The sequence below is a fragment of the Mesorhizobium sp. M1396 genome (assembly GCF_040317725.1).
Lineage (GTDB): Bacteria > Pseudomonadota > Alphaproteobacteria > Rhizobiales > Rhizobiaceae > Mesorhizobium.
Genome location: NZ_JAMYLA010000010.1, coordinates 1 through 26,856 on the forward strand (window position 1 = coordinate 1; position 26,856 = coordinate 26,856).

20 protein-coding genes, 1 tRNA gene and 1 pseudogene are annotated in these 26,856 nt (G+C 63.1%); 7 read left to right on the forward strand and 15 right to left on the reverse strand.

The genetic code is table 11. From position 1 onward, the window contains the following. Nucleotides 1-171: 171 nt before the first annotated feature. The 9 genes from NKH02_RS08360 to NKH02_RS08400 form a co-directional block, all read right to left on the reverse strand. Nucleotides 172-1,287 (reverse strand): ABC transporter ATP-binding protein, encoded by a 1,116-nt coding sequence (locus NKH02_RS08360; RefSeq protein WP_352877845.1) that lies wholly within the window; start codon nt 1,285-1,287, stop codon nt 172-174. 4 nt (nt 1,288-1,291) lie between these two features. Further along, a complete protein-coding gene (locus tag NKH02_RS08365; protein ID WP_352877846.1) occupies nt 1,292-2,236 on the reverse strand; it encodes a carbohydrate ABC transporter permease in 945 nt (314 codons plus the stop codon). Further along, a complete protein-coding gene (locus tag NKH02_RS08370) occupies nt 2,233-3,189 on the reverse strand; it encodes a carbohydrate ABC transporter permease (RefSeq protein WP_352863252.1) in 957 nt (318 codons plus the stop codon). The genes NKH02_RS08365 and NKH02_RS08370 overlap by 4 nt, the downstream gene beginning before the upstream one ends. An 89-nt stretch (nt 3,190-3,278) precedes the next feature. After that, on the reverse strand, nt 3,279-4,532 hold the full coding sequence (locus tag NKH02_RS08375) for an ABC transporter substrate-binding protein (RefSeq protein WP_352863254.1): 1,254 nt from the start codon (nt 4,530-4,532) through the stop codon (nt 3,279-3,281). A 58-nt stretch (nt 4,533-4,590) separates the two neighbouring features. Beyond that, nucleotides 4,591-6,102 carry an aldehyde dehydrogenase family protein gene (locus tag NKH02_RS08380; RefSeq protein ID WP_352877848.1) on the reverse strand — a complete coding sequence of 504 codons (1,512 nt, stop codon included), beginning with the start codon at nt 6,100-6,102 and terminating at the stop codon, nt 4,591-4,593. Nucleotides 6,103-6,111: 9 nt separating this feature from the next. Next, a complete protein-coding gene (locus NKH02_RS08385; RefSeq protein WP_352877850.1) occupies nt 6,112-6,888 on the reverse strand; it encodes an enoyl-CoA hydratase/isomerase family protein in 777 nt (258 codons plus the stop codon). Further along, on the reverse strand, nt 6,881-8,482 hold the full coding sequence (locus tag NKH02_RS08390) for an acyl CoA:acetate/3-ketoacid CoA transferase (RefSeq protein ID WP_352877852.1): 1,602 nt from the start codon (nt 8,480-8,482) through the stop codon (nt 6,881-6,883). The genes NKH02_RS08385 and NKH02_RS08390 overlap by 8 nt, the downstream gene beginning before the upstream one ends. Further along, nucleotides 8,479-9,495 (reverse strand): Gfo/Idh/MocA family protein, encoded by a 1,017-nt coding sequence (locus NKH02_RS08395; RefSeq protein WP_352877854.1) that lies wholly within the window; start codon nt 9,493-9,495, stop codon nt 8,479-8,481. Before NKH02_RS08395 ends, NKH02_RS08390 begins: the two co-directional genes overlap by 4 nt. Next, a complete protein-coding gene (locus NKH02_RS08400) occupies nt 9,492-10,550 on the reverse strand; it encodes a LacI family DNA-binding transcriptional regulator (RefSeq protein ID WP_352877856.1) in 1,059 nt (352 codons plus the stop codon). Before NKH02_RS08400 ends, NKH02_RS08395 begins: the two co-directional genes overlap by 4 nt. Nucleotides 10,551-10,791: 241 nt before the next feature. Here NKH02_RS08400 and NKH02_RS08405 point away from each other — a divergent pair, with 241 nt between their 5' ends. Next, nucleotides 10,792-11,946, forward strand: a complete 1,155-nt coding sequence (locus tag NKH02_RS08405; protein ID WP_352863262.1) for a dihydrodipicolinate synthase family protein — start codon at nt 10,792-10,794, stop codon at nt 11,944-11,946. Between the two features lie 228 nt (nt 11,947-12,174). Then, entirely contained in the window at nt 12,175-12,384 is a 210-nt protein-coding gene (locus NKH02_RS08410) for a hypothetical protein (protein WP_352863263.1), read from the forward strand. A gap of 155 nt (nt 12,385-12,539) precedes the next feature. Here the strand turns inward: NKH02_RS08410 and NKH02_RS08415 are convergent. Together NKH02_RS08415 and cpdR are read right to left on the reverse strand one after the other, a co-directional pair. Next, nucleotides 12,540-12,614, reverse strand: a tRNA-Val gene (locus NKH02_RS08415). A 116-nt stretch (nt 12,615-12,730) separates the two neighbouring features. Next, nucleotides 12,731-13,093, reverse strand: coding sequence for a cell cycle two-component system response regulator CpdR (cpdR, locus tag NKH02_RS08420; protein WP_010911372.1), 363 nt, complete (start codon nt 13,091-13,093; stop codon nt 12,731-12,733). A 163-nt stretch (nt 13,094-13,256) separates the two neighbouring features. On the opposite strand from cpdR, the gene NKH02_RS08425 reads away from it, so the two are divergent. Beyond that, entirely contained in the window at nt 13,257-14,204 is a 948-nt protein-coding gene (locus tag NKH02_RS08425; RefSeq protein ID WP_352863264.1) for an N-formylglutamate amidohydrolase, read from the forward strand. Nucleotides 14,205-14,559: 355 nt separating this feature from the next. Beyond that, nucleotides 14,560-15,333, forward strand: coding sequence for a histidinol-phosphatase (hisN, locus tag NKH02_RS08430; RefSeq protein WP_352863266.1), 774 nt, complete (start codon nt 14,560-14,562; stop codon nt 15,331-15,333). Nucleotides 15,334-15,342: 9 nt separating this feature from the next. Here hisN and NKH02_RS08435 read toward each other — a convergent pair. Both NKH02_RS08435 and NKH02_RS08440 read right to left on the reverse strand, forming a co-directional pair. Further along, nucleotides 15,343-15,598 (reverse strand): annotated as a pseudogene (locus tag NKH02_RS08435) (AraC family transcriptional regulator); the annotation flags it as partial. Further along, nucleotides 15,583-16,560: an alpha/beta fold hydrolase gene (locus NKH02_RS08440; RefSeq protein WP_352877858.1), complete on the reverse strand. Its 978-nt coding sequence runs from the start codon at nt 16,558-16,560 to the stop codon at nt 15,583-15,585. The gene NKH02_RS08440 and the pseudogene NKH02_RS08435, both read right to left, overlap by 16 nt. A 478-nt stretch (nt 16,561-17,038) precedes the next feature. Here NKH02_RS08440 and NKH02_RS08445 point away from each other — a divergent pair, with 478 nt between their 5' ends. Further along, the gene (locus NKH02_RS08445; protein ID WP_352863269.1) at nt 17,039-17,506 is read left to right on the forward strand and encodes an Hsp20 family protein; all 468 of its coding nucleotides are present in this window, start codon (nt 17,039-17,041) and stop codon (nt 17,504-17,506) included. 70 nt (nt 17,507-17,576) lie between these two features. On the opposite strand, the gene NKH02_RS08450 is transcribed toward NKH02_RS08445, so the two are convergent. Next, entirely contained in the window at nt 17,577-18,626 is a 1,050-nt protein-coding gene (locus NKH02_RS08450; RefSeq protein ID WP_352863271.1) for a threonine aldolase family protein, read from the reverse strand. Between the two features lie 503 nt (nt 18,627-19,129). On the opposite strand from NKH02_RS08450, the gene gltB reads away from it, so the two are divergent. Further along, the gene (gene gltB, locus NKH02_RS08455) at nt 19,130-23,881 is read left to right on the forward strand and encodes a glutamate synthase large subunit (protein ID WP_352877859.1); all 4,752 of its coding nucleotides are present in this window, start codon (nt 19,130-19,132) and stop codon (nt 23,879-23,881) included. A 139-nt stretch (nt 23,882-24,020) separates the two neighbouring features. Continuing rightward, nucleotides 24,021-25,475, forward strand: a complete 1,455-nt coding sequence (locus NKH02_RS08460) for a glutamate synthase subunit beta (protein WP_352877861.1) — start codon at nt 24,021-24,023, stop codon at nt 25,473-25,475. Nucleotides 25,476-25,580: 105 nt separating this feature from the next. Here NKH02_RS08460 and NKH02_RS08465 read toward each other — a convergent pair whose 3' ends face one another. Continuing rightward, entirely contained in the window at nt 25,581-26,795 is a 1,215-nt protein-coding gene (locus NKH02_RS08465) for an SGNH/GDSL hydrolase family protein (RefSeq protein WP_352877864.1), read from the reverse strand. Nucleotides 26,796-26,856 lie beyond the last annotated feature (61 nt).

Here is a 26,856-nt window from a genome sequence, read left to right on the forward strand (position 1 = left end):
CCCGCTCCTTCGTTTAAAACCACAGCGGGCCCCGGCCCGGGGGGGGGCCGGGCCGCGGCGCCCCCCCCCCCCGCCCCTCCCCCGCGGGCCCGCGCCGCCCAAGGCCGGAGGCGATTGTTGCGCCGCCTATGCCGGAGCCGATGATGACGATGTCCGGATTTGTCATGGCCGTCAGCGAATGCGGCTCTCGGTCGCCGGATCGAAGAACACAGCCTTTGTCAGGTTGAAGGCGAGCGGCGTGTTGGTGCCCGGCTGGATGTTGGCGTCGGCACGCAGCCGCGCCACCACGCCCTTGCCTCCGAGATTGGTGACGGCGAAGGTGTCGGAGCCTGCCGGTTCGATGACCTCGATGTGACAGTCGGCGGTGGCGATGTTCGACGCATTGCGCTCGGCGCCTTCCGGGTCGGTCAGCGCTTCAGGGCGGACGCCGAAGATGATCGGCTTGCCCTGGAACGCCGACAGGCCCGCCGGTGCATTGGCCATCGGCAGGTTGATCGGCTCGCGCGCCTCGCGCTGGAGCACGACGGACAGCGCGTCGCCATTGGTGCCGATGGTCGCCGGGATCAGGTTCATCGCCGGCGAGCCCATGAAATCGGCGACGAAGAGATTGGTCGGGTTGTTGTAGATTTCGGCCGGAGTGCCGAACTGCTGTACCTCGCCGTCGCGCATGACGGCGATCTTGGTCGCCAGCGTCATCGCCTCGATCTGGTCGTGGGTGACGTAGACGATGGTGGTGCCGGTGGTGGCGTGCAGGCGCTTGATCTCGATGCGCATATCGACGCGCAGCTTGGCGTCGAGGTTGGACAAAGGTTCATCGAACAGGAACAGTTTGGGGTCGCGCACCAGGGCCCGGCCCATTGCGACTCGCTGGCGCTGGCCGCCCGAAAGTTGGCTCGGCTTGCGCTGCAGCAGGTGACCGATCTGCAGCACCTTGGCCACCTTGTCGATCGCCTTCTGGCGCTCCGCCGCCGGCACGCCGCGCATCTCCATGCCAAAGGAGATGTTTCCCGCCACCGTCATGTTCGGGTAGAGCGCGTAACTCTGGAACACCATGGCAATGTCGCGCTTGGAGGGATGCAGATCGTTGATCTGGCGGCCGTCGACGCGGATTTCGCCCGACGTGATCGTCTCCAGCCCGGCGATGGTGTTGAGCAAAGTGGATTTTCCGCAGCCGGACGGGCCGACCAGCACCAGGAAGCCGCCTTTCTCGAGTTCGACATCGATCCCTTTCAGAATCTCGACCTGGCCGAAGCGCTTTCTCAGACCATCAATTTCCAGAAAAGCCATCAGATTATCCTTTGACGGCGCCAGCCATGAGACCGCGCACGAAGTAGCGGCCGGCGAGCACATAGACGAGAAGGGTTGGCAGTGCCGCGATCATCGCGGCGGCCATATTGACGTTGTATTCGACAACGCCGGTCGAGGTATTGACGACATTGTTGAGCGCCACCGTCATCGGCATCGAGTCGCCGGTGCCGGCGTAAGCCGAGGCGAACAGGAAGTCGTTCCAGATGTTGGTGAACTGGTAGATCACCGTGACGACGAAGATCGGCATCGAGTTCGGCAGCATGATGCGGCGGAAGATCTGGAAGAACGAAGCGCCGTCCACCTGTGCCGCCTTGACCAGTTCGGTCGGGAACGCCTCGTAGTAATTGCGGAAGAACAGCGTGGTGAAGCCGATGCCGTAGACGACGTGGACGAAGACGAGGTTGACCGTCGGGTTGCCGAGGCCGAAGCTTGTTCCGACCGAATTCCGCAGCGTGACGCCGAAGCGGCCGAGGCTGCCCAGGATGGTTGCCATCGGCAACAGCACCGACTGGAACGGAATGAAGCAGGCGAACAGCATCAGTCCGAACACCAGCGTCGCGCCACGGAAGCGCCATTTGGTCAGCACGTAACCGTTGAGGGCGCCGAGCATCGTCGAGATCAGCACGGCCGGAACCACCATCTTGATGGAGTTCCAGAAATAGCCCTTGATGCCGGCGCAGGTGAGGCCGACGCAGGTCTCCCCCCAGGCCTTGAGCCATGGATCGAAGGTCGGCGCCTGGGGCAATGCCAGCATGTTGCCGTTCTGAATCTCGTCCATGGTCTTGAACGAGGTGACCAGCATGACGAACAGCGGCATCAGGTAGAACAGCGCAAACAGCGCCAGCAGTCCGTAAATGACGATGCGGTTGACGATCTTGACGTTGACGACGCCTGAAGCCTGACGGGCGGGAGTGGTGACGGCGCTCATCGCGGCTTCTCCCTGAGTTCCGAATAGAGATAGGGCACGATGATGGCGACGATGGTCATCAGCATGATCACGGCACTGGCCGAGCCGACGGCCATTTCGTTGCGCTTGAACGTGTACTCGTACATGAAATTGGAGGGCAGCCAGGCCGAGCCGCCCGGTCCGCCGCTGGTCAGAGCCACGACCAGATCGTAGGATTTGATGGCGAGGTGTGCGAGGACGATGAAGGCCGACAGGAAGATCGGCCGCAGCAGCGGAATGACGATACGGCGGTAGAGCTGGAAGGTGGTGGCGCCATCGATCTGCGCCGCCTTCATGATCTCGCCGTCGATGCCGCGCAGGCCTGCCAGGAACATCGCCATGATGAAGCCGGAGGCCTGCCAGACGCCGGCGATGACCACCGTGTAGATGACGAAATCCTTGTTCTTGATCCAGTCGAAATGGAAGCTCGTCCAGCCCCACTGATGCAAGGTCTGCTCGAGGCCGAGGCCGGGGTCGAGGAACCATTTCCAGGCAACGCCGGTGACGATGAAGGACAGCGCCATCGGGTAGAGATAGATCGGCCTCAACACGCCTTCGCCGCGGATCTTCTGGTCGAGCAGGATGGCCAGGAACAGGCCGAGCGCCAGGCAGATGAAGATGTAGAGAAAGCCGAAAATGCCCATGTTGGTGATCGACGTGTACCAACTCGATGGCGGGTCGGTGTCGAAGGTCCAGCCCCACAGCCGCTGATAGGCGCGCGGGCCGGTGATGACATAGGACGGGAAGGTCTTGGAATTGGTGAAGGACAGATAGATCGTCCACAGGATGAAGCCGTAGACGAAGACGATGGTGATGGCGAAGCTCGGCGCCAGCACGATCTTCGGCAGCGCGTCCTGCAGGCGCGAGCGCACCGAGGCGCGCGGGCGCGCGTGCTCCGGCGTCAGCTTGATCTGGCTTGTCGCTACCGTGCTCATGAGGCTCCTCCCGTCGACGCGCGGCCATCCAGCTTCGCGAATCGGAGCCTTCCCCGCCGGAACGGGGAAGGCGTTTTTGTGTGTGGCGCTTACTTGGCGTCGTCGATGGCCTTGACCAGTTCGGTCACGGCCTCGTCCGAGGTCTTGATCTGACCATGGACGAACTTGGAGACGACGTCCTTGTAGGCATTGGCGACCGCCGGAGGCGCGCCATAGCCCTGGGCCAGCGAGCCGAACAGCGTGCCGCCCTCGTTGGCTGCCTTCAGGTCGGCGATGCCCTTCTTGCCGCAAGCGTCGAAGTCGGTGTCCGGAACGTCGGTACGAGCCGGAACCGAACCCTTGACGACGTTGAAAGCCGACTGGAAGCTCTTCGACAGGGTGGCTGTGGCCAATGCGATCTGGGCGGCCTTGCGGTCGTCCGGAACGTTGAACATGCCGAACATATCGGAGTTGTAGACCACCGAGCCTTCGGTGCCCGGGAAGCGATAGCACAGGAAGTCCGTGCCCGGCGTTTTCTTGGCGGCGTTAAACTCGCCCTTGGCCCAGTCGCCCATGACCTGCACAAGGGCATCGCCCTTGATGACCATGGCGGTGGCAAGGTTCCAGTCGCGGCCGGAGAAGTTCGGGTCGACATAGGTGACGAGCTTGGCCAGGTTGTCGAACGACTTCTTCATCGTGTCGGACTTCAGGGACTCGTCATCGAGGTCGTTGAAGGCCTTCTTGTAGAACTCAGGTCCGCCGGTCGACAGCACGACCGAGTCGAACATGGTGGCTTCCTGCCAGTTCTGGCCGCCGAGAGCGAGCGGGATCACGCCTGCCGCCTTGGCCTTGTCGAGCAGGGCAACGAAGTCGTCGAAGGTCTTCGGCTCGGTGCCGCCGATCTTGTCCATGACGGCCTTGTTGATCCACAGCCAGTTGACCGAGTGGACGTTGACCGGAGCCGCGACCCACTTGCCTTCATAGACCGAGAACTTCTGCAGGGCGGCCGGAACGGACTTGTCCCAGCCTTCCTTCTTCGCCGTCTCGGTCAGGTCGCCCATGACGCCGGCCGCCGCATAGTCGAGCACGGTGTAGCCGAGCATCTGCGAGGCGGTCGGGTAATTGCCGGCCGCGACCATTGCCTTCAGCGCGGTCATGGCAGCGTCACCGCCACCGCCGGCCACCGGCACGTCCTTCCAGGCGTAACCTTCCTTGGCCAGGTCGCCCTTGAGCACGTTGAGAGCAGCCGCTTCGCCGCCCGACGTCCACCAATGCAGCATCTGGACTTCCTTGACGTCCTCGGCATGAGCCGCGAAAGCCAGACCCGATGCGAGAGCCGTTCCGATAAGCAGTTTGCGCAACATGTACTTCCTCCCTTGTTGCATTACACGACCGGTGGAAGCCCACCGGGTTCTTCTCAACTCAGCCGACCCACCATCCGGTGCGTTGGCCGCGATGAAACTGGATTGTCTTTTCTTCGGTATAATCCTCAACGGCGCGTTTGCCGAGTTCGCGTCCGAGACCGGACTGCTTGTAGCCTCCGAAAGGCAGCTCGGGATAACCTTCCATGAATGTGTTCACCCAAACGGTCCCCGAACGCACCCCACGCGCCACCGACATGCAAGTGTCGATGCTGGCGCTCCACACGCCCGCCGACAAACCATAGGGCGTGTTGTTGGCGATGTGCAACGCCTTTTCAATCGATTCAAAAGTCAGCACCGAGAGCACCGGTCCGAACACTTCCTCGCGCGCTATGGCCATATCCTCGGTGACGCCGCGGATGATGGTGGGATCGAGGTATTGGCCGGCATTGGAGGCCAACTGCTTGCCACCGCTGTAGACGCTGCTGCCTTCGTTGGCAGCTGCCGCCACGTAATCCGCCACCTTGGTCAAATGGTCGGATGAGATCATCGCGCCGACCTTGGTCTGGTCGTCGAGCGGATCGCCGACCGTCACCCTGGCCGTGAGCGCCTTGACAGCGCTGAGAAAATCGTCGGCGATCGCCTCGTGCACGATCAGCCGGCTGCCGGCATTGCAGCATTCGCCGGCGTTGAAGAAGCCGCCGAACACCGCCGCGTCGGCGGCCGCATCAAGGTCGGCGTCGGGGAAGACGATCTGGCCGTTCTTGCCGCCGAGCTCCATCGAAACTTTCTTCAGCGACTGCGCGGCCGAGGCCATCATCATCTTGCCGATGCGGGTGGAGCCGGTGAACGACACCATCTCGACCAGGGGATGGCTGACCATCGGCGCACCGACATCAGCGCCGAGGCCGGCGAGAATGTTGACCGCGCCGGCGGGCAGGCCGGCCTGCATCAGGATATCGCCGAGCACAAAGGTCGAGGCCGAGGTCATCTCACTCGGCTTGACCACCGCCGTGCAGCCGGCGGCGAGCGCGAACGGCAGCTTCTGGCTGACGATCAGGAAGGGGAAATTCCACGGTGTGATGATCGAGACAACGCCGATCGGTTCACGCAGCACGACACCCAGCATGGCATCGCCGAGATTGGCGTAGGATTCGCCGTGCAGCGTGCGGGCGAGCGATGCGGCATAGCGCCAGATGTCGACGGCGCCGCCGATCTCGCCGCGCGCCTGGGCGATCGGCTTGCCCGATTCCAGCGCGTCGAGCCGGGCGATCTCTTCCAGCCGCGCCTCGATCAGGTCGGCCGCCTTGAGCAGGATCGCGGCACGTTCAGCAGCCGTCATGCGCGGCCATGGGCCCGTTTCGAAAGCTTTGTGCGCAGCCTGCACCGCGGCTTCCACTTCGCCCTCGCCGGCTTGTGCATAGTGCGAGACGGTGAAGCCGTGGCCGGGGCTCTGGCGCGCAATCGTGCGGCCGTCGCGGGCATCGATATGCTTGCCGTCGATCAGCAGCCTGTAGGCTTTCGGCGCCGCGGACGCCTCGGCCGGCATGGAAATCTTGAGGGGTGCGTTCATGTGTTTCCTCTAGGATCTCGAAAAGGCCGGCTTCTGCTTGGCCTTGAAAGCACCGACGCCGGCCTTGAGATCGCCCGTCATGGCGATTAAGCCACTGGCCAGCGCTTCAGTGGCGGCGGCACTTTCCTCGCCTTCGGCGACAGCGATCATCAATTTGGCGGCTTCCGTCGCCAGCGGACCGCGCTCGGCGATCTTTTCGGCCCATGCCTTGGCTTCGTCGTGCGCCTCGCCGGTCTCGACCACCCGGTCGACCACACCCAGGGCCAGTGCTTCAGGCGCGAGAAGGATCTCGCCGCCCAGCGCCATGCGGCGCACCGCCTGCGCACCGAAGCGGCGCACGGCGCGCTGCGTGCCGGACCAGCCGGGAACAACGCCGATCGAGGTTTCGGGAAAGCCCAATTTCACATGTGTTTCCGCGACGCGGAAATCACAAGCCACAGCCAGTTCCAGCCCGCCGCCCAGCGCATGGCCGGACAGAACGGCGATGGTCGGTTGCCTGAGCCGCGCCAGCCTGTCGAAGACGCGATGGCCATAGCGCACCCATTGCACCTGGAAGTCGGCGGCACTCATCCGCGCCCAGGCCTCGACATCGCCGCCGGCGCAAAAGCCCTTGCCTTCGCCGCGCAGCAGCACGACGCGAACGCCTTCCGCCATCTCGGCCGCATCGAGCGCCGTCTCCAGCGCCCGCAGCATCGGGATGTCAAGCGCGTTGAATTTCTCCGGCCGGCGCAAAGTGACGATGCCGATGGCGCCATCCTGCTCGAAGGTGACGAGACGCTCAGCCATGCGCGCCTCCGAGCGAGGCGGCGCCATTCAGCGACAGGCCCATCGGCTGGTCCAGGTAGAGCGCGCTCGGTGTCGTCTTGAGGTCCTTGGCAATGCCTAGCGGAAATTCGGCCTGCGCCAGCACATCGCGCTGCAGATCGATGCCGGGTGCGAGTTCGGTTACCACCAGCCCCTCCGGCGTCAGCTTCATCACGCAGCGCTCTGTGACGTAGGTGATGTCCTGTCCCTGCGCGACCGCGCGCTTGCCCGAGAACGAGATGTGCTCGACCTCCGCGACCACCTTCTTGACCTTGCCCTCCGCGTCGATGCGGATGCCGCCATCGGCCAGTGACAGCTTGGCCCCGGCATTGAAGAAACCGGAGAAGACGATCTTCTTCGCCCGCGCGGTGATGTCGACAAAGCCGCCGGCACCGGCGGTGACGTGCGGCCTTGCCGAAAGCTTTGACACATTGACCGAGCCGTGGCGGTCGATCTGCAGGAAGGACAGCAGTGACGCATCGAAGCCGCCGGCCTGGAAGTAGATGAACTGGTGCGGCGAGGGCATGAAGGCGTCGGCGTTCGATGAGCAGCCGAATTTGAAGTCGAGCAGCGGCACGCCGCCGACCGCGCCCTGTTCGATCACCCAGGTGACCTTGCCGTGCTGGCCTTCCTCGAGAAGGATGCGCGGCACATTGGCGGAGATGCCGAAGCCGATGTTGACGGCCATGCCGTCGCGCAACTCCATGGCGACGCGGCGCGCGATCACCTTCTGGACGTTCATCTCTGGCGTGCGGAAGCTCGACAGCGGCCGGAAGATCTCGCCCGAGATGGCCGGGTCGTAGGGCGTCAGCGTCGTCTGCAACTGGTCGGGCGCGACCACGATATGGTCGACCAGCACGCCGGGAACGCGTACATCATGCGGCTTCAGTGTGCCGTTTTCGACGACGCGTTTGACCTGAGCAATGACGACGCCGCCATTGTTGCGGGCGGCGAGCGCCTGTTCCAGCCCGCCGAGATAGGCGCCCTCATGCTCGTAAGTGAGGTTGCCGCGCTCGTCGGCGGTGGTGGCGCGGATGATCGAGACATCAGGCACGATCGAGCGGAAATAGAGCCATTCCTCGCCATCGAACTGCTGCACCGAAACGATCGGCTCGCTGGCGGCGGCGTTCATGGCGCAGCCCTGGTGTCGGGGGTCGGCGAAGGTGTCGAGACCGACCTTGGTCAGCACGCCCGGCCGCTTGGCGGCGGCTTCGCGGTGCATGTCGAACAGGATGCCGGACGGCACGTTGTAGGCGGCGACCGAATTGTCGCCGATCATCTTCCAGATCTGCGGCGGTTCGGAAGAGGAGGGGCCGGACGGATAGGAGCCGCACAAAGTCCGCTTCAGCAGGCCGGGTTTGGCAAGATGGTCGATACCCCTAATGCCATACATGTCGCCGGCGGCGATAGGATGCAGTGTGGTGATGTTCTTCGGATGGCCTTCCCCATCGAAGCGCTCGCCGATGGCGGCCAGCACGGCGTCCGGGCAGCCGAGGCCGCTGGATGAGGACACGGACACGACCATGTCGTCCTTGATCAGGCCGGCGGCTTCAGCTGCGGAAACGACCTTGCTCAATTCATGCTCCCGAGTTTCGGGTCGATCTTGACGGACTTGCCGGAACTGGCAGATTGCAGCGCTGCTTCGGCAGCGGTCAGCGACCAAATGCCGTCCTCGCCGGTGGCGGAGGGCTGACCCTCGCCACGGATCGCGGTGTGGAACTGGCGCACGGAGCGCGCATAAAGATCCTCGCGGTCGAAGCTCAATTCCTCTTCGCCTGCCGCGGTGCGAAGCATCACCGAGCCGACCGGCCTCTGTGTCATCACATTGCCGGCAATCAGCGAGCCTTCCGAGCCATGCACCTCGAAGCCGGTGCCGGCGAACTTGGTGGTGAAGCCCTCATGCGACTGGGCAATGACGCCCGATTTGAAGCGCCAGATGCACATGGCGCCATCTTCCAGCCCGTTGCCGGCCATGCCGGCCGACTGGGTGAAAGCAGACACCTCGACCGGGTCGTAGCCGAGCACGAAACGCAGCGTGTCGGCGTCATGCACGGTGATGTCGAGCACCACACCGCCGCCTGCCTCGGGCTTGGCAATGCGCCAGCCCTGCAGGTTTTCGGGCAAATAGACGGAATGGAAGACACGCGCGGCGATCGGCTTGCCGATGCGGCCGGCGGCGATCGCCTCGCGCATGGCACGATGTGCGCCGGCGTTCCGCAGATGATGGTTGGTGCCGAGTACGACGCCAGCGGCCCTGGCGGCAGCGACCATCGTGCGCGCATCGGCACTGCTCAGTGCCAGCGGCTTTTCGCACAGAACGTGCTTTCCCGCCTTGATCGCGGCGAGCGCCTGCTCGAGGTGCAATTCGTTGGTGGTCGAGATGTAGACGGCGTCGATGTCGGCGCCGAGCAGGGCATCGAGCGTCGAGACGGCAAGCGAAATGTTGTTTTCCCTGGCATAGGCCGTGGCTCGCTCCAAGCTGGAACTCATCACCGCCGCGATCTCGCCATCGCCTTGCGCACGGATGGCGTTGATCATGAACTGTCTGGCGATCGTGCTGGCGCCGATCAACCCCCATCTGACGCTCATGCCGCGTCCCCCGAACCCGCGGGCCTGTTTCGGGCGCGGCGATCCGGGCCGCAGCTTTCCCTGACCACGAGATTGACCGCGCCGATATGATCCTCGGCCCGCGTGGTGCGCGACTGGATCATTTTCAGCATGACATGGGCGGCACGTTCGCCGAGGCCCGCCGAGTCCACCGCGACGCTGGTCAGAGCCGGCATGTAATGCTCGGCCTCGGCCACGTCGTCGAAGCCGACGATGGCGAAATCAGCGCCCGGCTCCAGCCCACGCTTGCGCAGAGCCAGCATGGCGCCAAAGGCAACGGCGTCGTTGAAGCAGAGTGCCGCGGTCGGCGGTTCAGCCATCGTGAGAGCGGTCTCCAGGCACGCGATACCACCTCTGCGGCTGGTCTCGCCTTCGACGACAAGCGCGTCACCGGCGGCAATGCCCTGCGTCTCGCAGGCTTCGCGAAATCCGCCAAGCCGCTCGTGATAGACGACCAGATCGGACGAGCCGCCGAAGAAGACCAGCCGGCGATGTCCCTTGCCGATCAGATGAGCGGTGGCGAGATAGGCACCGCGATGATTGTCGGGCGCGATCACGGGGATGCGGCTTTCCGGTAGCCGGCGCATGGCGAAGACCACCGGCAAGCCCGCCGTCTCGATCCTGCGGAAGGCGCCCGGCGTCGTGCCGCGCGCCGGCGACACGATGAGACCGGCGACACCTTGCTCCATCAGCGACTTCAGCACTTCTTCCTGGCGCACCGGATTTTCCGCCGTGTTGGCGATGAATGGCACGATGCCGGCCGACTGAAAGACGCGTTCCATGCCGACCGCCAGTTCCGCGAAGAAAGGATTGGTGAGATCGTTGATGACCATGCCGATGACATTGGAGTGAGCCTTGCGCAGATTGGCGGCGCCGCGGTTGTAGACGTAGCCGACATCCTCGATCGCCTTGCGCACCTTGCTTGCGGTCTCAGGCCGGATCAGCCCGCTGCCCTGGAGCACGAGCGATACCGTCGATTTGGACACGCCCGCTTCGCGGGCGATGTCGAATATCGTCGCCTTGGCCCGGCTGGCCATTCAGATGCACCCTTCCGATTTGATGGTCAAATCTATTGGAACGTTCTAATCATCGCGTCGATCCCGAGTCAATCCGGATTTTTCAATGGTGCTGAATGATCGACTGTATGCGCTCAAACGGCATGTGTTATAAGGCTTTCTGTGTTGCAATGCAGCATTCGCCTGTGAATGAACCCTGAATCTCAAAGCTTCTTGATTTATTGGAACGTTCCATTTAATAGGCGCGGGAAAGGAGAGATCGATGGACATTTCCTTGCCTGGTGAGGATGGCCGCAGCACCCGCTACGCGCTTGCCGGCCAGCCGGTGCAGCCTGTGATCGGCGCGCGGTTTTCCCGCATCGCCTATGCCGCCGCGCATGTCGTTGCCGATCCGCTTGCGATGACCGATCCGTGGTCCAGGCCGGTGGTCGACTGGGACAGGACGATGGCGTTCCGGCGCCATCTGTGGCGGCTCGGCTTCCGCATCGCCGAGGCGATGGACACGTCGCAGCGCGGCATGGGCTTCGACTGGACAAACGCGCAGGAATTGATCCGCCGCTCGATCGCCGAGGCGCGTACCATCGATGGCGCCGACCTGGCCTCGGGCGCCGGCACCGATCATCTGGCGCCGGCCGCTGCCAGGACGCTCGATGACGTGATCACCGCCTATGAGCAGCAGTTCGCTTTCATCGAAGGACTTGGCGGCAAGGCGATCATGATGGCCAGCCGGGCGCTCGCGGCGACGGCCAAGGGCCCGGATGACTATGCGCGTGTTTACGACCGCATCCTGTCCCAGGCATCCGGCAAGGCCATCCTGCACTGGCTGGGCGACATGTTCGATCCGGCGCTCAAGGGCTATTGGGGCAGCAGCGATTTCGAGGCCGCGCTCGACACAGTCGTCGCCATCATCGAACGCCACGCCGACAAGGTGGCAGGGATAAAAATCTCGCTGCTCGATGCCGGCAAGGAGGTCGCGCTCAGGAACCGCCTGCCGGAGGGCGTCGTCATGTTCACCGGTGACGACTTCAACTACCCCGAACTGATCGCCGGCGACGAGCAAAGGCATTCGCATGCGCTGCTCGGTATCTTCGACGCCATCGCGCCCGTCGCCAATGCAGCACTGGCGAAACTGGCGGAGGGGAACCGCGCCGGCTATGACGCATTGATGGCGCCGACCGTGCCGCTGTCGCGAAAGATCTTCGAGGCGCCGACCGAATATTACAAGGCCGGCATCGTCTTCATGGCCTGGCTGAACGGCCATCAGGACCATTTTGCGATGGTCGGCGGCATGCAGTCGGCGCGCGGCATCCGTCACTATGCCGATGTCTTCCGCCTTGCCGACCAAGCCGGATTGCTGGCCGCTCCGGACCTGGCGGTTGCCAGGATGAAAAGTCTTTGCGCCGTCGCGGGTGTCTAGGTCCGCGACGAGGCCCTCGAAGTAGCCGGTCGTGCGGGACTTGCTGTCACGCGAACGCCGCGCCTGCTTCAAACAATAGCTCCGGGGCATGGAGGTCTCGTGAGGCCCCTTCGTCGCCATGCGGCACAAAATGATCTTCGCCGGCATGCGCAATTCTCTTTGAACAAATTTCTCCCGAGGCGCGACCAAGCGATGTGTCCAAACATGGTCCATCAAGGAGAATGTCTCATGTTTACTGTTTCGAGAAACGTCCTTTTGGCCGCCATCGCCGTTTCGGTGCTGGCCGGCTGCAAGACAACCAGTCCCAGGGAATGCGACAGGCAGAAGCCTGGCGTAACCTACAACGGCAAATGCTGCGGCACCGGCGAGCCTTGCCGCGAAGGCAAGGGCGGCACGCCGGACAGGCCGGGAAATACACCCGATCCAGAGCCGCAATGATCTGATCGCCCGCAGCCCGTTCCGGTTGGCGCCGGGACGGGCGCGTTGCGCTCGAAAAGCCCGCCAACGTCCAGTTTCCCTTGGGGCGAACGAAATCGTCCAGCTCTGGCGAGCCGGCCAGGGTGCCGCTTTAAGATCTGACTGTCTGGATTGGATGGTGGGCGTGACAGGGATTGAACCTGTGACCCCTGCAATGTCAATGCAGTGCTCTCCCGCTGAGCTACACGCCCATCCGAAGCCGCGCATACACCATTTTTGATCCAGCGCGTCAATAGCAGGAAAAAGGAAAGAAGGCGTCGTCTCGCCGCAGTGGCGAAGAGGTGCGGCGCCTCGCTTGGAAAGCGGCTCAGGCCGCGTGCAGCATCTTCTCGACCTCGTTGACGAGGTCGCGCAGGTGGAACGGCTTCGACAGCACCTTGGCGTCTTTCGGTGCCTTGGAATCCGGGTTCAGCGCAACGGCGGCGAAACCGGTGATGAACATGACTTTCAAATCAGGATCTATCTCGGTGGCGCGGCGTGCCAGCTCGATGCCATCCATCTCCGGCATGACGATGTCGGTCAGCAGCAGCGAGAACGGCTCCTCGCGCAGCCGCTCATAGGCGCTGGCGCCATTGTCGAAATCGCTGACCTGGTAACCCGCGCGCTCAAGCGCCTTGACGAGGAACCGACGCATATCGTCGTCGTCTTCCGCCAGAAGAATGCGTGCCATGATATCCCGTCCGAATCACCCGCCCGAGGTTGCCGTTGGGCAAGCCCGTTAACCATCCTGTATATGAGGAGGTGAGGGTAAACATCAAGTGAACGCGGAAGGCGATGATCCATATTTGCCCCGGCTGCGCGGCCGCTGAAATGCTGGACACGCGGCCAGCAAGGTGGCACTTTCACATGATGATGCACTGGTGTTTTCGGGTTCGTTCAAATTGAAGACGGCAGCCGAGGATTTTTCGGTCTTTCCACCCTTCGAAATCCGGTTGGGCGCCGAGCAGCGCGTCCCCTCCCCCTTCCTCTTCAACTCACCGCATAGCGGCCGCCACTATCCAGAACGCTTCCTGGCCATGGCGAGGCTGGACCGCAACGCCATCCGCCGATCGGAAGACTGTTACGTCGATGAGCTGTTCGGCGGCGCCGTCGCGCTCGGCGCACCGATGCTGGCGGCGAATTTCCCGCGGGCCTATCTCGACGTCAACCGCGAGCCGTGGGAGCTCGATCCGCGTATGTTCGCCGAGCCGGTGCCGTCCTTCTGCAATATCCGCTCGGCGCGGGTGGCCGGTGGACTTGGCACGGTGCCGAAGTTGGTCGGCGAGGGGCTCGATATCTATCCCGGCCGCTTGCCGCTGGCCGAAGCGGTCGCCCGCATCGAGGCCGTCTACAAGCCTTATCATGAGACGCTGAAGCGGCTTTTGACCAGGACTCATGCGCGTTTCGGCTTCGCCGTGCTGATCGATTGCCACTCGATGCCGGCGAGCATTCGTGTCGGCGACAGCGGCGTGCGGCCCGACTTCATCATCGGCGATCGTTTCGGCATCTCGGCCGCCGCGGCCCTGACCGAGACCGCGATCGGCCTGCTCACCGCCATGGGCTATACCGTCGCCCACAACAAGCCCTATGCCGGCGGCTTCATCACCGAGCACTATGGCCGCCCGGCGCGCCATCTGCATGCGCTGCAGATCGAGGTCAATCGCGGGCTCTACATGAACGAGCGGACATTCGAGAAGGCCGCCGGCTTCGACGCTCTGGCCGACGATTTGACGCGATTTTCAGCCGACCTGATGTCGATGCCCGACCATCATTTCGTCGACCTGCCACTGGCCGCGGAGTGAAATCCGCCTTGTATGCATGTCGTTGCCCCATACTTTTGGGCGACATGCATTTGAAATCGCGGCGTAAAAAAAGACCGCATCGTTTGCACGATACGGTCGAAGTCTAGGGAGGAAACGCCCAAGGAGGGCATGGACAGGAAAACCTGTCCGAGGATGAGGGTATTGTGCGCTGCACAAATGTCAAGCGACCTTCAGGCTTTTTTAATTCACTCTGATGTGGAAATTGCGTTTCGACGGTGCTTGTGTGACATCCAGGCAACAGATGGCGCTGCGGAAAAATCGTCGAACACCCTTGTTTTGGCACAAAATTGGCGGCAGAGCACGGCTCGAGCATGCTGCAATGCGGGAGAATCAGTTGGACATCAGCATCGATTTCATGCGCCGCATCGCGCAGGCAGCGGCGGCGGAGACCTTGCCGCGCTTTCGTAGCCAGGGGACTGTCGCCAACAAGGAAAAGGGCAGTTTCGACCCGGTCACCGAGGCCGATCGCGAGGCTGAGCGCGCCATCCGGACGCTGATATCGGCGCGGTATCCCGACCATGGTATCCTCGGCGAGGAGCACGGTAGCGAGAACATTTCGAGCCGGCATGTCTGGGTGATCGACCCGATCGACGGCACCCGCGCCTTCATTTCCGGCCTGCCGGTATGGGGGACGCTGGTTGGGCTGACGGTAGATGGCGATGCTGTGGCCGGCATGATGTCACAGCCCTTCACCGGTGAGCTTTTCTACGCCAACGCCTCCGGCTCTCACTATGAGGGTCCAGGCGGTCCGCGAAAACTGACAACCCGCAAGACGACGAAGCTGGCCGAGGCGACGCTATTCACCACCACGCCGGCACTGTTCAAGGACGAGGCGCGCAATCGCTACGACCAGTTCGAGAAACAGGTTCAGCTCGCTCGCTACGGCACCGATTGCTACGCCTTTGCCATGATCGCGTCGGGAAGCGTCGATATCGTCGCCGATCCCGGTTTGAAGCCCTACGACATCGTGGCGCTGATCCCGATCATCGAGAAGGCCGGTGGTGTCGTCACCACATTCGATGGCGGGCCAGCGGAACAGGGCGGTGACGTGCTCGCCGCAGCAACGCCGGAGCTTCACGCGGCTGCCATGGCCGCCTTGCGCGGCTGATATTATATTTCAGCGCGACCTTATCGAGCGCTGGAATTCCGCTGGCGTGCGGCCGTAAACCTGTCTGAAAGCGGAACTGAAATGGCTGCGGCTGGAGAGCGCGCGCCAGCCGCAGGCGCAGATGGTAGCGGTAGAGCGGCATGGCCTCGACCTGCTGGAAGACTTGCGTCAGATAGACCGGCGAGACGCCGACCTCGGCGGCAATGTCAGCCAATGTCCAGCGCCGTGACAACCAGCGATCGGCGCTTATCAGGCAGTCGGGTCGTCGCTGCCGGGAATGAAGGCATCGAAGGCGGCGAGCAACTGCTCACGGTAGATGTCGGCTTCCTGCAGGATTTCGTGACGGGAACCGTCGATCATCAGCAGCGAACCGAGCCGCAGACGCCTGGCGTAGGCTTCCACGGCCCTGGTCGAGACGACCTGATCGGCGCCGGCCGCGATTATCAGCAGCGGAATCTGGATCCGAGCCATGAAATCGGGATCGCTGACGGCTTCAGAGGCTTTCGCGGCTGCCCGCAGCCAGCGGATCGTGGGGCCCCCAAGTGCCAGTTGCGGGTACTCTTCGTAGATCCGCGTGTTGCGCCGATAACGCACCGGGTCGCTCGTCAGCTTGTTGGTCTCGAACGGGGCCGTCACCTTCGGCCGCGGGCCCCAGGCGGCATAGAGCCGGCCGAGGCCGAGAGCGCAAAACAGCGAACACACGCGGCGAACCGTCGATATCGAGACCGGCAGATCGGGCAGCGTCAGGAAGGGCGCGATCAGCACCATGCGCCGCACGCGGTTCACCATCGACCGCGCGGCAAGCAGGGTGATCAATGCGCCCGCCGAATGCGCCAGGATGTAGTAGGGACCGCGGCAGTCGGGCAGCACGATCTCCTCGAAGAACTGTTCGAGGTCCGCGGTATAGTCGCCGAAGCTCCTGACATAGCCGCGCTGGCGATCGCGGATCAGCCGGTCGGAATCGCCCTGGCCGCGCCAGTCGAGGGTGGCGACGCCAAAGCCGCGATCGGCGAGGTTGCGGATGGTTTCGAAATATTTCTCGATGCACTCGTTGCGGCCAGACAGCAGGACCACGGTGCCCTTCATCGGGCGAGCGACCGCGCCGAACAGGCCGTAGCGGATCTTCTTGCCTTCGCGCGTGGTGAAGAAGCCGCCGGAAGCGTTTTCCGGCCGCGGATTGCCCTCAATTTCGTGAAAAAGGGGGTTGTCGTTGAAAAGATCCGTCATTCGGCGCTTCGTGCTTGGCGTCTCGCATGCCTGCCTGTGCCGGCCGGCTCGCTAAGGTGATAGACGCCCATGCGCCAAAAGCAAAGCAATTCACGGCAACGGAGGCTGCAACGGGGAAGGCCGGAAGCCGCTTGAAAGCATGCTTCCGGCCTCTGTCGATCCGGGAGGAAGGGACGTTGACACCCGGTCGGCCTCGGTGCGGTGCCTGTTGTGCAATCGGCGCCGCCAATCCTTGATCCTGGAATGCACCTTAGCCCCGGTTGTCTGAACGCGCGCCGAAGCGACGGTTCATCTGCCGTTCATCAAGGCACCAGCCGCACGGCTTCTTTGCCACCGGATGTAATCTTGAAATGCATTCGAGCGCTCCCCAAATGTCTGGTGCGGCCGCCAATGTTGGGGCCGCTGGTCCAGCCGAAACGCCGCTCAAGGGTTTCGCACCGGCCATACGCAAACCATGTTGCTCAACAGGAGAACACTCATGCGTCACGTTGATTTTTCCCCGCTCTATCGTTCGACCGTCGGCTTCGACCGTCTCTTCACCATGCTCGATTCGCTTGCGCAGCCGGATGGCGCGCAGACCTATCCGCCCTACAACATCGAGCGCACCGGCGAGGATTCCTATCGCATCTCGATGGCGGTTGCCGGCTTCTCGGACGAGGAAATCTCGATCGAAGCCCATCGCAATGTGTTGACCGTGAAGGGTGAGCGCAAGGACGAGGGCACCGGCGAAGGGTCCGAACTGCTCTACCGCGGTATCGCTTCGAGGGCTTTCGAGCGCCGCTTCCAGCTTGCCGATCACGTCGAAGTTGTCGGCGCCGCGCTGAAGAATGGCCTGCTCTTCGTCGACCTCACGCGCAACATTCCCGAGGAACTGAAGCCGCGCAAGATTGCGATCACCTCGGCTCCGGCCAAGGCCAAGCAGATCGAGGCCAAGTCCGCCAATTAAACCTGTAGCCTCCCAAGGCAAAGGCGGCGCCGAAAGGCGTCGCCTTTTTTGTTGTCCGGGACATCGATTATCAAGCGATCAACTGACCAAAGCGGTCGACTTCCCCTGCCGTGGTGGCGAAGCTGGTGACGAAGCGATAGAGCAGCTCGTCCTCGCTGATGTGGCCGTCAAAGCCATGTGGCTTATGCCAGTCGTAGAAGGCAGCGCCGGCTGCCTGCAGCTTTTCGGCGTCGGCTTTCTTGATCACCGCGAACACCTCATTCGCCTGCGGCAGCCAGGCCAGCTTTGCCGTGGCCGAATCCTCGATCGCCGCCGCAAGGCGCGCGGCCATGGCGTTGGCGTGGCGGGCGGTGTCCAGCCACAATCCATCCTTGAAATAGGCCTCGAACTGCGCCGCGACGAAGCGGGATTTCGAAAACAGCTGGGCGGCGCGCTTGCGCAGGAAGGCCAATTCCCTGGCGCGGTCGAGATCGAACAGCACGATCGCCTCCGCGCACCAACAGCCGTTCTTGGTGCCGCCGAAGGAGAGGATGTCGACGCCGCGTTTCCAGGTCATTTCGGCTGGCGTCGTGTCGAGCGCGACGAGCGCGTTGGCGAAGCGGGCGCCATCCATGTGCAGGGGCACCGAATGTCGTTTGGCGATCACCGAGATCGTCGCGATCTCATTCAGCCCGTAGATAGTGCCGACCTCGGTCGACTGGGTGATCGAAACGGCCATCGGCCGTCCCCAATGGACGATTTCGGGCGCGAAACGGCCGATGGTCCGTTCCAGATTGTGCGGGTCGATCTTGCCAAGCGCGCCATCGATCTCATGCAGGCGCGAGCCGCCGGAAAAATATGACGGCGCGCCGCATTCGTCCTCGATGACATGCGATTCGCGGTGGGCGAAGGAGATGCCGCCAGGCTTGTTATAGGCGGTCAGCGCCAGCGAGTTGGCGGCAGTGCCGGTTGCGACGAAGAACACCGCGACCTCGCGTTCGAAAATCTCATTGAATCGCTGATAGACTGCCTTGTCGAGCGCACCGTCGCCATAGGCGTTGGAAAAGCCGCCGGCATTGGCCGACAGGCCAGCAACGATATTGGGATGGGCGCCTGCCCAATTGTCGGAAGCGAAGAACATGCATCTGCCTATGTCTAGGGAATCGGGGTTTTGGGGAAATCGGGGTTTTGGGGAAGTCAGCCTGAAGTTGACCGGTTTCGCGTGCTGATCGCAAGGGGCCAGACGCCGGAAAATCGGTAACGCCAGCCAGGCCGGCAGGGCAGAGATTGGCGACTGAACCTTACGTTTTTACCCGACTTCACGTAATTTTCTGTCGCGAAAGGCCCAAGTTTTTTGTGAATCGGTCTTGTATGCGTCCGGAATTTCTGTCATAAAAATTTAGGACAGTAGTGCTGTCTTATTTTGTCGCACAAAACGAGCTGGATTGGCGTATCATTTGGGCCTCTCCGGCTGTTGCCGCGAGCGACAGGTGGACGGCCTCAATCTGGCCTGTACGATACGAACCATGTGGAAAGCCGCCTGGTCCGGCAAGGATTTCGCAAGACGTGCCGCAAGGATCAGGGTGAGCCAAGCGCTTGCCGAGGCAAACCAGCGCCCGACGGGCTGGGAACGGAGGACAGGAGATGACGGACATGACGCACTCTGCGACGAACGGCCAGGCCGCGCAGACGAAAGCGGCAGCCGTCAAAAATACGTCCCTGACCAATATCGGTAGATCCAACATTGGCCGCACCGGCAACGGCTTTTCCGCCCGAGGCCTCTACGATCCGCGCAACGAGCATGACGCCTGCGGCGTCGGCTTCATCGTCAACATGAAGGGCGTGAAGTCGCATCAGATCGTCAAGGACGGGCTTGCCGTGCTCGAAAACCTGACGCATCGCGGCGCCGTCGGTTCCGATCCCCTGGTCGGCGATGGCGCCGGCGTGCTGGTGCAGCTTCCCGATCGTTTCTTCCGCGAGGAGATGGCGGCCCAGGGCATCGACCTGCCACCGGCGGGCCAGTACGGAGTCGGACATTGGTTCATGCCGCAGGACGCGGCACTTCGCGCCCATATCGAGGACATCATCGCCGAATCGGCGCAATCCGAGGGGCTTCCGCTCATCGGTTTCCGTGACGTGCCCGTCGACAATTCGTCGTTGTCGAAGGCGGCTGATATCGTGGCGTCCGAGCCGTTCCACCGGCAGATCTTCATCGGACGCACGCCAGACATTACCGACGACGAGGAGTATGAGGCCAGGCTCTATCTGCTGCGCAAGGTCATATCGGGCCGCATCTATGCCGAGAACGACAACAAGGACATCGGCGCCTATTGCGTGTCGCTGTCGGCGCGCACGATCGTCTACAAGGGCATGTTCCTGGCCTATCAGGTCGGTGCCTATTACAAGGACCTGATCGATCCACGCTTCGAGACGGCACTGATCCTCGTCCACCAGCGCTTCTCGACCAACACCTTCCCATCGTGGAAGCTGGCGCATCCCTATCGCATGGTCGCCCACAATGGCGAGATCAACACCGTGCGCGGCAACAACAACTGGATGGCGGCGCGGCAGGCGTCCGTCGATTCCGAACTGTTCGGCAACAACATCTCGAAGCTTTGGCCGATCTCCTATGACGGCCAATCCGATACCGCCTGCTTCGACAATGCGCTCGAGTTCCTGTTCCAGGGCGGATACAGCCTCAGCCACGCCATGATGATGCTGATCCCGGAAGCCTGGGCCGGCAACAAGCTGATGGATGCCGATCGCAAGGCCTTCTACGAATACCATGCGGCACTGATGGAGCCGTGGGACGGACCGGCGGCGGTGGTCTTCACAGATGGCCGCCAGATCGGCGCCACGCTCGACCGCAACGGACTGCGCCCGGCGCGTTACATCGTTACCGACGACGACCGCGTCATCATGGCCTCGGAAGCCGGCGTGCTGCCGGTGCCGGAGGAGAAGATCGTCAAGAAGTGGCGGCTGCAGCCTGGCCGCATGCTGCTGATCGACCTGGAGAAGGGACGCATCGTTTCCGACGAGGAGCTCAAGTCGGAGATCGCGGCCAAGCATCCCTACAAGACCTGGCTCGCCAATACGCAGCTCATCCTGGAAGATCTGAAGCCGGTCGAGCCGCGCGAACTGCGCAGGGACGTCAGCCTGCTTGATCGCCAGCAGGCGTTCGGCTACAGCCAGGAAGACACCAAGCTGTTGATGTCGCCGATGGCGACGACAGGCCAGGAAGCCGTGGGCTCGATGGGTACCGACACGCCGATCTCGGCCATGTCGGACAAGTCGAAGCTGCTCTACACCTATTTCAAACAGAACTTCGCCCAGGTCACCAACCCGCCGATCGATCCGATCCGCGAGGAACTGGTGATGAGCCTTGTGTCCTTCATCGGGCCGCGGCCGAACATCTTCGACCTGGTCGGCAATTCGCGCCGCAAGCGGCTCGAGGTGCGCCAGCCGATCCTGACCAATGGCGATCTCGAAAAGATCCGCTCCATCGGCCACACCGAGGACCGCTTCGACACCAAGACGATCGACATCACCTATGGCTCCGCCGAAGGGGCCGCGGGCATGCAGGGCGCCATCGACCGCTTGTGCGAGCGGGCGGAGGCGGCGGTCGCCGGCGGCTACAACATCATCATCCTGTCCGACCGCCAGGTCGGGCCGGACCGCATCGCCATACCGGCGCTTCTGGCGACAGCCGCGGTCCATCATCACCTGATCCGCAAGGGGCTGCGCACCTCGGTCGGCCTCGTCGTCGAATCCGGCGAGCCGCGCGAGGTGCATCATTTCTGCTGCCTCGCCGGCTATGGCGCCGAGGCGATCAATCCTTACCTTGCCTTCGACACGCTGCTCGACATGCACAAGCGTGGCGAGCTGCCGAAGGAAGTGGACGCCTACGAAGTCGTCTCGCGCTACATCAAGTCGATCGGCAAGGGCATCCTCAAGGTGATGTCAAAGATGGGCATCTCGACCTACCAGTCCTATTGCGGCGCGCAGATTTTCGACGCCATCGGGCTGAAGACCGATTTCGTGCAGCAATATTTCACCGGCACAGCGACGCTGATCGAAGGCGTCGGGCTGGACGAGATCGCGACCGAGACGCTCAGCCGCCACAATGACGGTTTCGGCAACGACCCGGTGCTGCGCAACAGCCTTGAGGTCGGCGGCGAATACATGTTCCGCATGCGCGGCGAAGCGCATATATGGTCGCCGGACGCGGTCGCCACATTGCAGCACGCCGTGCGCCAGGGATCCTGGGAGACGTTCAAGGACTATTCCGCCCAGATCGACAGCGAGACGGCCCGCGCACAGACCATTCGCGGCCTGTTCAGGCTCAAGCTGGCCGAGGAGACTGGCCGCAAGAAGGTCGCGCTCGACGACGTCATGTCGGCGGCCGACATCGTCAAGCGGTTCTCGACCGGGGCGATGTCGTTCGGCTCGATCTCGCGCGAGGCGCATACGACGCTGGCGCGCGCCATGAATCAGATCGGCGGCAAGTCGAACACCGGTGAGGGCGGCGAAGAGGCCGACCGCTATCTGCCGCTGCCTGGCGGCGGCAAGAACCCCGAACGCTCGGCGATCAAGCAGATCGCCTCCGGGCGTTTCGGCGTCACGGCCGAATACCTCGTCAATTCCGACATGATGCAGATCAAGGTGGCGCAGGGTGCCAAGCCCGGCGAGGGCGGCCAGCTGCCCGGCCACAAGGTCGACGCGACCATCGCCAAGGTCCGGCATTCGACGCCGGGCGTCGGCCTGATTTCGCCACCGCCGCATCACGACATCTATTCGATCGAGGATCTGGCACAGCTGATCTACGATCTGAAGAACGTCAACCCGGCGGCCGACGTTTCGGTCAAGCTGGTGTCGGAAGTCGGCGTCGGCACGGTTGCGGCGGGCGTCGCCAAGGCGCGCGCCGACCACATCACCATCTCCGGCTATGATGGCGGTACCGGTGCCTCGCCGCTGACCTCGCTCAAGCATGCCGGCAGTCCGTGGGAAATGGGCCTCGCCGAGACACACCAGACGCTGGTTCTGAACGGCTTGCGGTCACGCGTTGCACTGCAGGTCGACGGCGGCTTGCGCACCGGCCGCGATGTCATCATCGGCGCGCTGCTCGGCGCCGACGAGTTCGGCTTCTCGACCGCGCCGCTGATCGCGGCCGGCTGCATCATGATGCGCAAGTGCCATCTTAACACCTGTCCGGTCGGAGTCGCGACGCAGGATCCGGTGTTGCGCAAGCGCTTCAAGGGTACGCCGGAGCATGTCATCAACTTCTTCTTCTATGTGGCGGAAGAGGTTCGCGGTCTGCTCGCCGAGATGGGCTACACCCACATCGACCAGATCATCGGCGACACCGACCTCCTGGAAAAGCGCGACCTGATCGTGCACTGGAAGGCACGCGGGCTCGACTTCTCGAAGATGTTCTTCAAGCCGGATGCGCCGCATGAAGCGGTGCACTGGACCGAGCGGCAGAAGCATCCGATCGACGACGTGCTCGACCGCAAGCTGATCGAACTGGCCAAGCCCGCGCTCGAAAGCAAGCAACCGGTCAAGATCGAGGTCGACATCCGCAATGTCGACCGCTCGACGGGCGCCATGCTGTCGGGCGAAGTGGCCAAGCGCTTCAAGCACAAGGGCCTGCGCGAGGACACGATTTCGGTGAAGCTCACCGGTACCGCCGGCCAGTCCTTCGGCGCCTTCCTGGCGCGTGGCATTTCGTTCGAGCTTGTCGGCGCCGGCAACGACTATGTCGGCAAGGGCCTGTCGGGCGGCCGCATCGTCATCCGGCCGCCGGAAGAGGCCAAGATCGTCGCGGCGGACTCCATCATCGTCGGCAACACGGTGCTCTATGGCGCGACCGAGGGCGAGGCCTATTTCGCCGGGGTCGCCGGCGAGCGTTTCGCCGTGCGCAATTCGGGCGTGGCGGCCGTCGTCGAAGGCGTCGGCGACCATGGCTGCGAGTATATGACCGGCGGCATCGTCGTCGTCATCGGCCAGACCGGCCGCAACTTCGCCGCCGGCATGTCGGGTGGCGTCGCCTATGTGCTCGACGAGGCCGGCGATTTCGCCGAGCGTTGCAACATGGCGATGGTCGAGCTGGAACCGGTTCCGGAAGAAGACGACCTGATGGAAAGGCTGCTGCATCATGGCGGCGACCTTGATCACAAGGGTCGCGTCGACGTGTCCGGCGACATGACCAGCCATGACGAGGAGCGGCTCTACCAGCTGATCTCGAACCATGTTCACTACACCGGTTCGGTGCGCGGTCGCGAGATACTCGACGACTGGACGACATTCCGGCCGAAATTCCGCAAGATCATGCCGGTCGAATACCGTCGCGCGCTGATCGAGATGGAACGCATGCGCATGGGCGTGGCGGCGGAATAGATTGGAATTGCCGGGAGGCCCAGGTTTCCCGGCCCATCTTCATCGATAGTTTGACCTCGTGCGAAAGGTTGCCATGGCTGCCTCAAGAGGTTAACGGGTGCGGCGAAAACCGCACCATCTGGACAGCAGGAACTGGACTATGGGCAAGGTAACAGGCTTTCTCGAAATCGACCGGCAGGTGCACAAGTACCAGCCGGCCTCCGACCGCATACGGCATTTCCGTGAATTCACGCTGCCGATGTCGGACAAGGAGGTCGAGAAACAGGCCGCGCGCTGTATGGATTGCGGCATTCCGTACTGTCACGGGCCGACAGGCTGCCCGATCCACAACCAGATCCCCGACTGGAACGACCTCGTCTACAATGGCGACTGGGACAACGCGATCCGCAACCTGCACTCGACCAACAATTTCCCTGAGTTCACCGGCCGTATCTGCCCCGCGCCCTGCGAGGAAGCCTGCACGCTGAACCTCGAGGACATTCCCGTCGCCATCAAGACGGTGGAGCAGGCGATCGCCGACAAGGCCTATGAAACCGGCCATATCAGGCCTTATCCGCCAGAGAAGAAGACCGGCAAGCGTGTCGCCGTCATCGGCTCCGGCCCGGCCGGCATGGCGGCTGCCCAGCAGCTCGGCCGCGCCGGCCACGACGTCCATGTCTACGAGCGCGAAAGCCGGCCCGGCGGGCTGATGCGCTACGGCATTCCCGACTTCAAGATCGAGAAGCACTATATCGACCGCCGGATCGAGCAGATGCAGGGCGAGGGCGTGACCTTCCATTGCGGCGTCAATGTCGGCGTCGACAAGCCGGTTGCCGAGCTGCTCGCCGAACATGATGCCGTGCTCTATTGCGGCGGGTCGGAAACGCCGCGTGCGGCCGGCATTCCCGGCGACGATCTCGGCGGCGTGCATGACGCGATGCCGTATCTGGTGCAGCAGAACAGGCGGGTCGGCGGCGAACCGATCCAGTCGGTGGCCTGGCCGTCGCATCCGATCATCGCGGGCGGTCAGCATGTCGTCGTCGTCGGCGGCGGCGATACCGCGTCCGACTGCGTCGGCACCGCCTTCCGCCAGGGTGCCGTGCGTGTTACCCAGCTCGACATCCGTCCGCAGCCGCCGGAGAAGGAAGACAAGCTTTCGGTCTGGCCCTACTGGGCAACCAAGATGCGCACCTCTTCCTCGCAGGCCGAAGGCGCGGAGCGCGAATTCCAGGTGGCAACGCTCGAATTCATCGGCGAGGAAAGCCAGCTGACCGGCGTCAAGTGCTGCGAGGTCGACGACAAGCGCAAGCCGATCCCCGGCAGCGAATTCGTCATACGCGCCGATCTCGCCTTCATCGCTATCGGTTTTGCCGGACCGGCGAAGGTCGGTGTGGCGATGGAGCTGGACGGTGAGATGAAGATCGTCACCGACAACCGCCGCTCCAGGAATGTCGAGGCCAACGACCGTGACTACAGGACCAGCGTCGACAGGCTCTATGCGGCCGGCGACGTGCGTCGCGGCCAGTCGCTGGTCGTCTGGGCGATCCGCGAGGGCCGCCAGGCGGCACGCTCGATCGACGAGGCGCTGATGGGGTCAAGCGTTCTGCCGTGGTGAATAGTGAATGGTGAATGGTGAATAGTGAATAGTGAATAGTGAATAGTGAATAGTGAATAGTGAATAGTGAATAGTGAAGATATCCTCCCATTCACCATTCACCATTCACCGATTGATCGCGGTCGTGGTGTCGGTCGCGGCGGCGGCCTTAGGCGGCCAGGAGAAATCGTCGGCGCGGCCGGGCGAGGCATTTGGTGCCTTGCCCTCGATTACCAGCTTTTCACCCGGCAGGTCCGGATTGGCCTTCGCCAGCGGTGCCGCGCCAAGCAGCTCGGTGCCGCCATCGAGTGCCGGATCACTGAGCAACATCGGTGCGGTTCGGTCGATGACAATGGGGGCCGCGGCCGGCGCCGGCGCCTCCACGGGAGCGCCCGCCGGGGCGGATGCCGTGACCGCGCTCCCCGGCGCGGCCAGTCCGAGGATCTTCAACAGCGGCTTTTCGGTATAGAAGGCAAGCTTGCGCTTGCCTGCCTTCGAAACGTTGATGCCGTCATCGGCGCGCAGTCGCACCGGCTGGCCATTGATGTCGGGGCCGCTGGTCACGAAGGCACCGTTCTCATCGACGAAGCCGTCCCAGATATCGACGAATTCGCCGCCATGGCTTTCGGCGGCCTGACGGTAGATGTCGTTGAAGGCAAGCATGTCGGAGGTCATCTTCTGAACCCGAAAGGCCGGCATGCCGACCCAAAGGAAAGGCACCTTGGCCTCCGTAATGGCTTTGCCGAACGCGTCGGTGCGACGCTCATATTCCTTGGTCCAGTTTTCGGACCGCGGCTGTTCGCGGACGTCGCCGATTTTCATCTGTTGGCGGTCGTTTGAACCCAGCATGACGATCACGGCGGCGGGTTTTTCGGTCTCGATCAACGACTTGATCTGTTCGGGCCAGTTGTAGAAGTCGTCGCGCACGAAGCCGGACGAACCATTGCCGCGAACGAGGATCCTGACGCCGGCATTCTCGGCAAAGGCGGTGTCGAGGCCTTCGGCGAGACCGGCCGCCATGAAGTCACCAACCACCAGGACGGTGCGGGCATCCGGCGCCTTTTCGACCACAGGGGTTTCCGGTTCCGCGGGCGGGCGTGGCGTCCGGGGTTTTTTCATCTTGGGCCTGGGCTTTGCCTTCTGGATATCCAGCGGCGGCTCGAACCGCTCGCTGCGGCGCGGGAACAGAAGGTCGCGCAACGACCAGCCACGGTCTTGCTGCTCCTGCGCCATGGCTGGCGCATGAAAGGCGCCAGCCACGCCGACGGCGAGCACGATGACGGCCAGAATGAGCACCGGCATGCGACGAACAAGCCCTGCGATGCGCGCAGCCGAAGCCAATCGTTTCCTCCATCCCTGGCAGATCGCTACAGTGTCCTTTGCGCGCCCGAAAGGCCGCGCG

What these genes read in the sequence shown, in the direction of transcription:
- NKH02_RS08380 (WP_352877848.1), bottom strand. Translation starts at nt 6,102, where the DNA reads ATGAACGCACCCCTCAAGATTTCCATGCCGGCCGAGGCGTCCGCGGCG.
- gltB (WP_352877859.1), top strand. Translation starts at nt 19,130, where the DNA reads ATGACGGACATGACGCACTCTGCGACGAACGGCCAGGCCGCGCAGACG.
- NKH02_RS08395 (WP_352877854.1), bottom strand. Translation starts at nt 9,495, where the DNA reads ATGAGCGTCAGATGGGGGTTGATCGGCGCCAGCACGATCGCCAGACAG.
- NKH02_RS08400 (WP_352877856.1), bottom strand. Translation starts at nt 10,550, where the DNA reads ATGGCCAGCCGGGCCAAGGCGACGATATTCGACATCGCCCGCGAAGCG.
- NKH02_RS08360 (WP_352877845.1), bottom strand. Translation starts at nt 1,287, where the DNA reads ATGGCTTTTCTGGAAATTGATGGTCTGAGAAAGCGCTTCGGCCAGGTC.
- NKH02_RS08450 (WP_352863271.1), bottom strand. Translation starts at nt 18,626, where the DNA reads ATGTTCTTCGCTTCCGACAATTGGGCAGGCGCCCATCCCAATATCGTT.
- NKH02_RS08365 (WP_352877846.1), bottom strand. Translation starts at nt 2,236, where the DNA reads ATGAGCGCCGTCACCACTCCCGCCCGTCAGGCTTCAGGCGTCGTCAAC.
- NKH02_RS08440 (WP_352877858.1), bottom strand. Translation starts at nt 16,560, where the DNA reads ATGACGGATCTTTTCAACGACAACCCCCTTTTTCACGAAATTGAGGGC.
- cpdR (WP_010911372.1), bottom strand. Translation starts at nt 13,093, where the DNA reads ATGGCACGCATTCTTCTGGCGGAAGACGACGACGATATGCGTCGGTTC.
- NKH02_RS08445 (WP_352863269.1), top strand. Translation starts at nt 17,039, where the DNA reads ATGCGTCACGTTGATTTTTCCCCGCTCTATCGTTCGACCGTCGGCTTC.
- NKH02_RS08460 (WP_352877861.1), top strand. Translation starts at nt 24,021, where the DNA reads ATGGGCAAGGTAACAGGCTTTCTCGAAATCGACCGGCAGGTGCACAAG.
- NKH02_RS08385 (WP_352877850.1), bottom strand. Translation starts at nt 6,888, where the DNA reads ATGGCTGAGCGTCTCGTCACCTTCGAGCAGGATGGCGCCATCGGCATC.
- NKH02_RS08375 (WP_352863254.1), bottom strand. Translation starts at nt 4,532, where the DNA reads ATGTTGCGCAAACTGCTTATCGGAACGGCTCTCGCATCGGGTCTGGCT.
- NKH02_RS08410 (WP_352863263.1), top strand. Translation starts at nt 12,175, where the DNA reads ATGTTTACTGTTTCGAGAAACGTCCTTTTGGCCGCCATCGCCGTTTCG.
- NKH02_RS08370 (WP_352863252.1), bottom strand. Translation starts at nt 3,189, where the DNA reads ATGAGCACGGTAGCGACAAGCCAGATCAAGCTGACGCCGGAGCACGCG.
- NKH02_RS08405 (WP_352863262.1), top strand. Translation starts at nt 10,792, where the DNA reads ATGGACATTTCCTTGCCTGGTGAGGATGGCCGCAGCACCCGCTACGCG.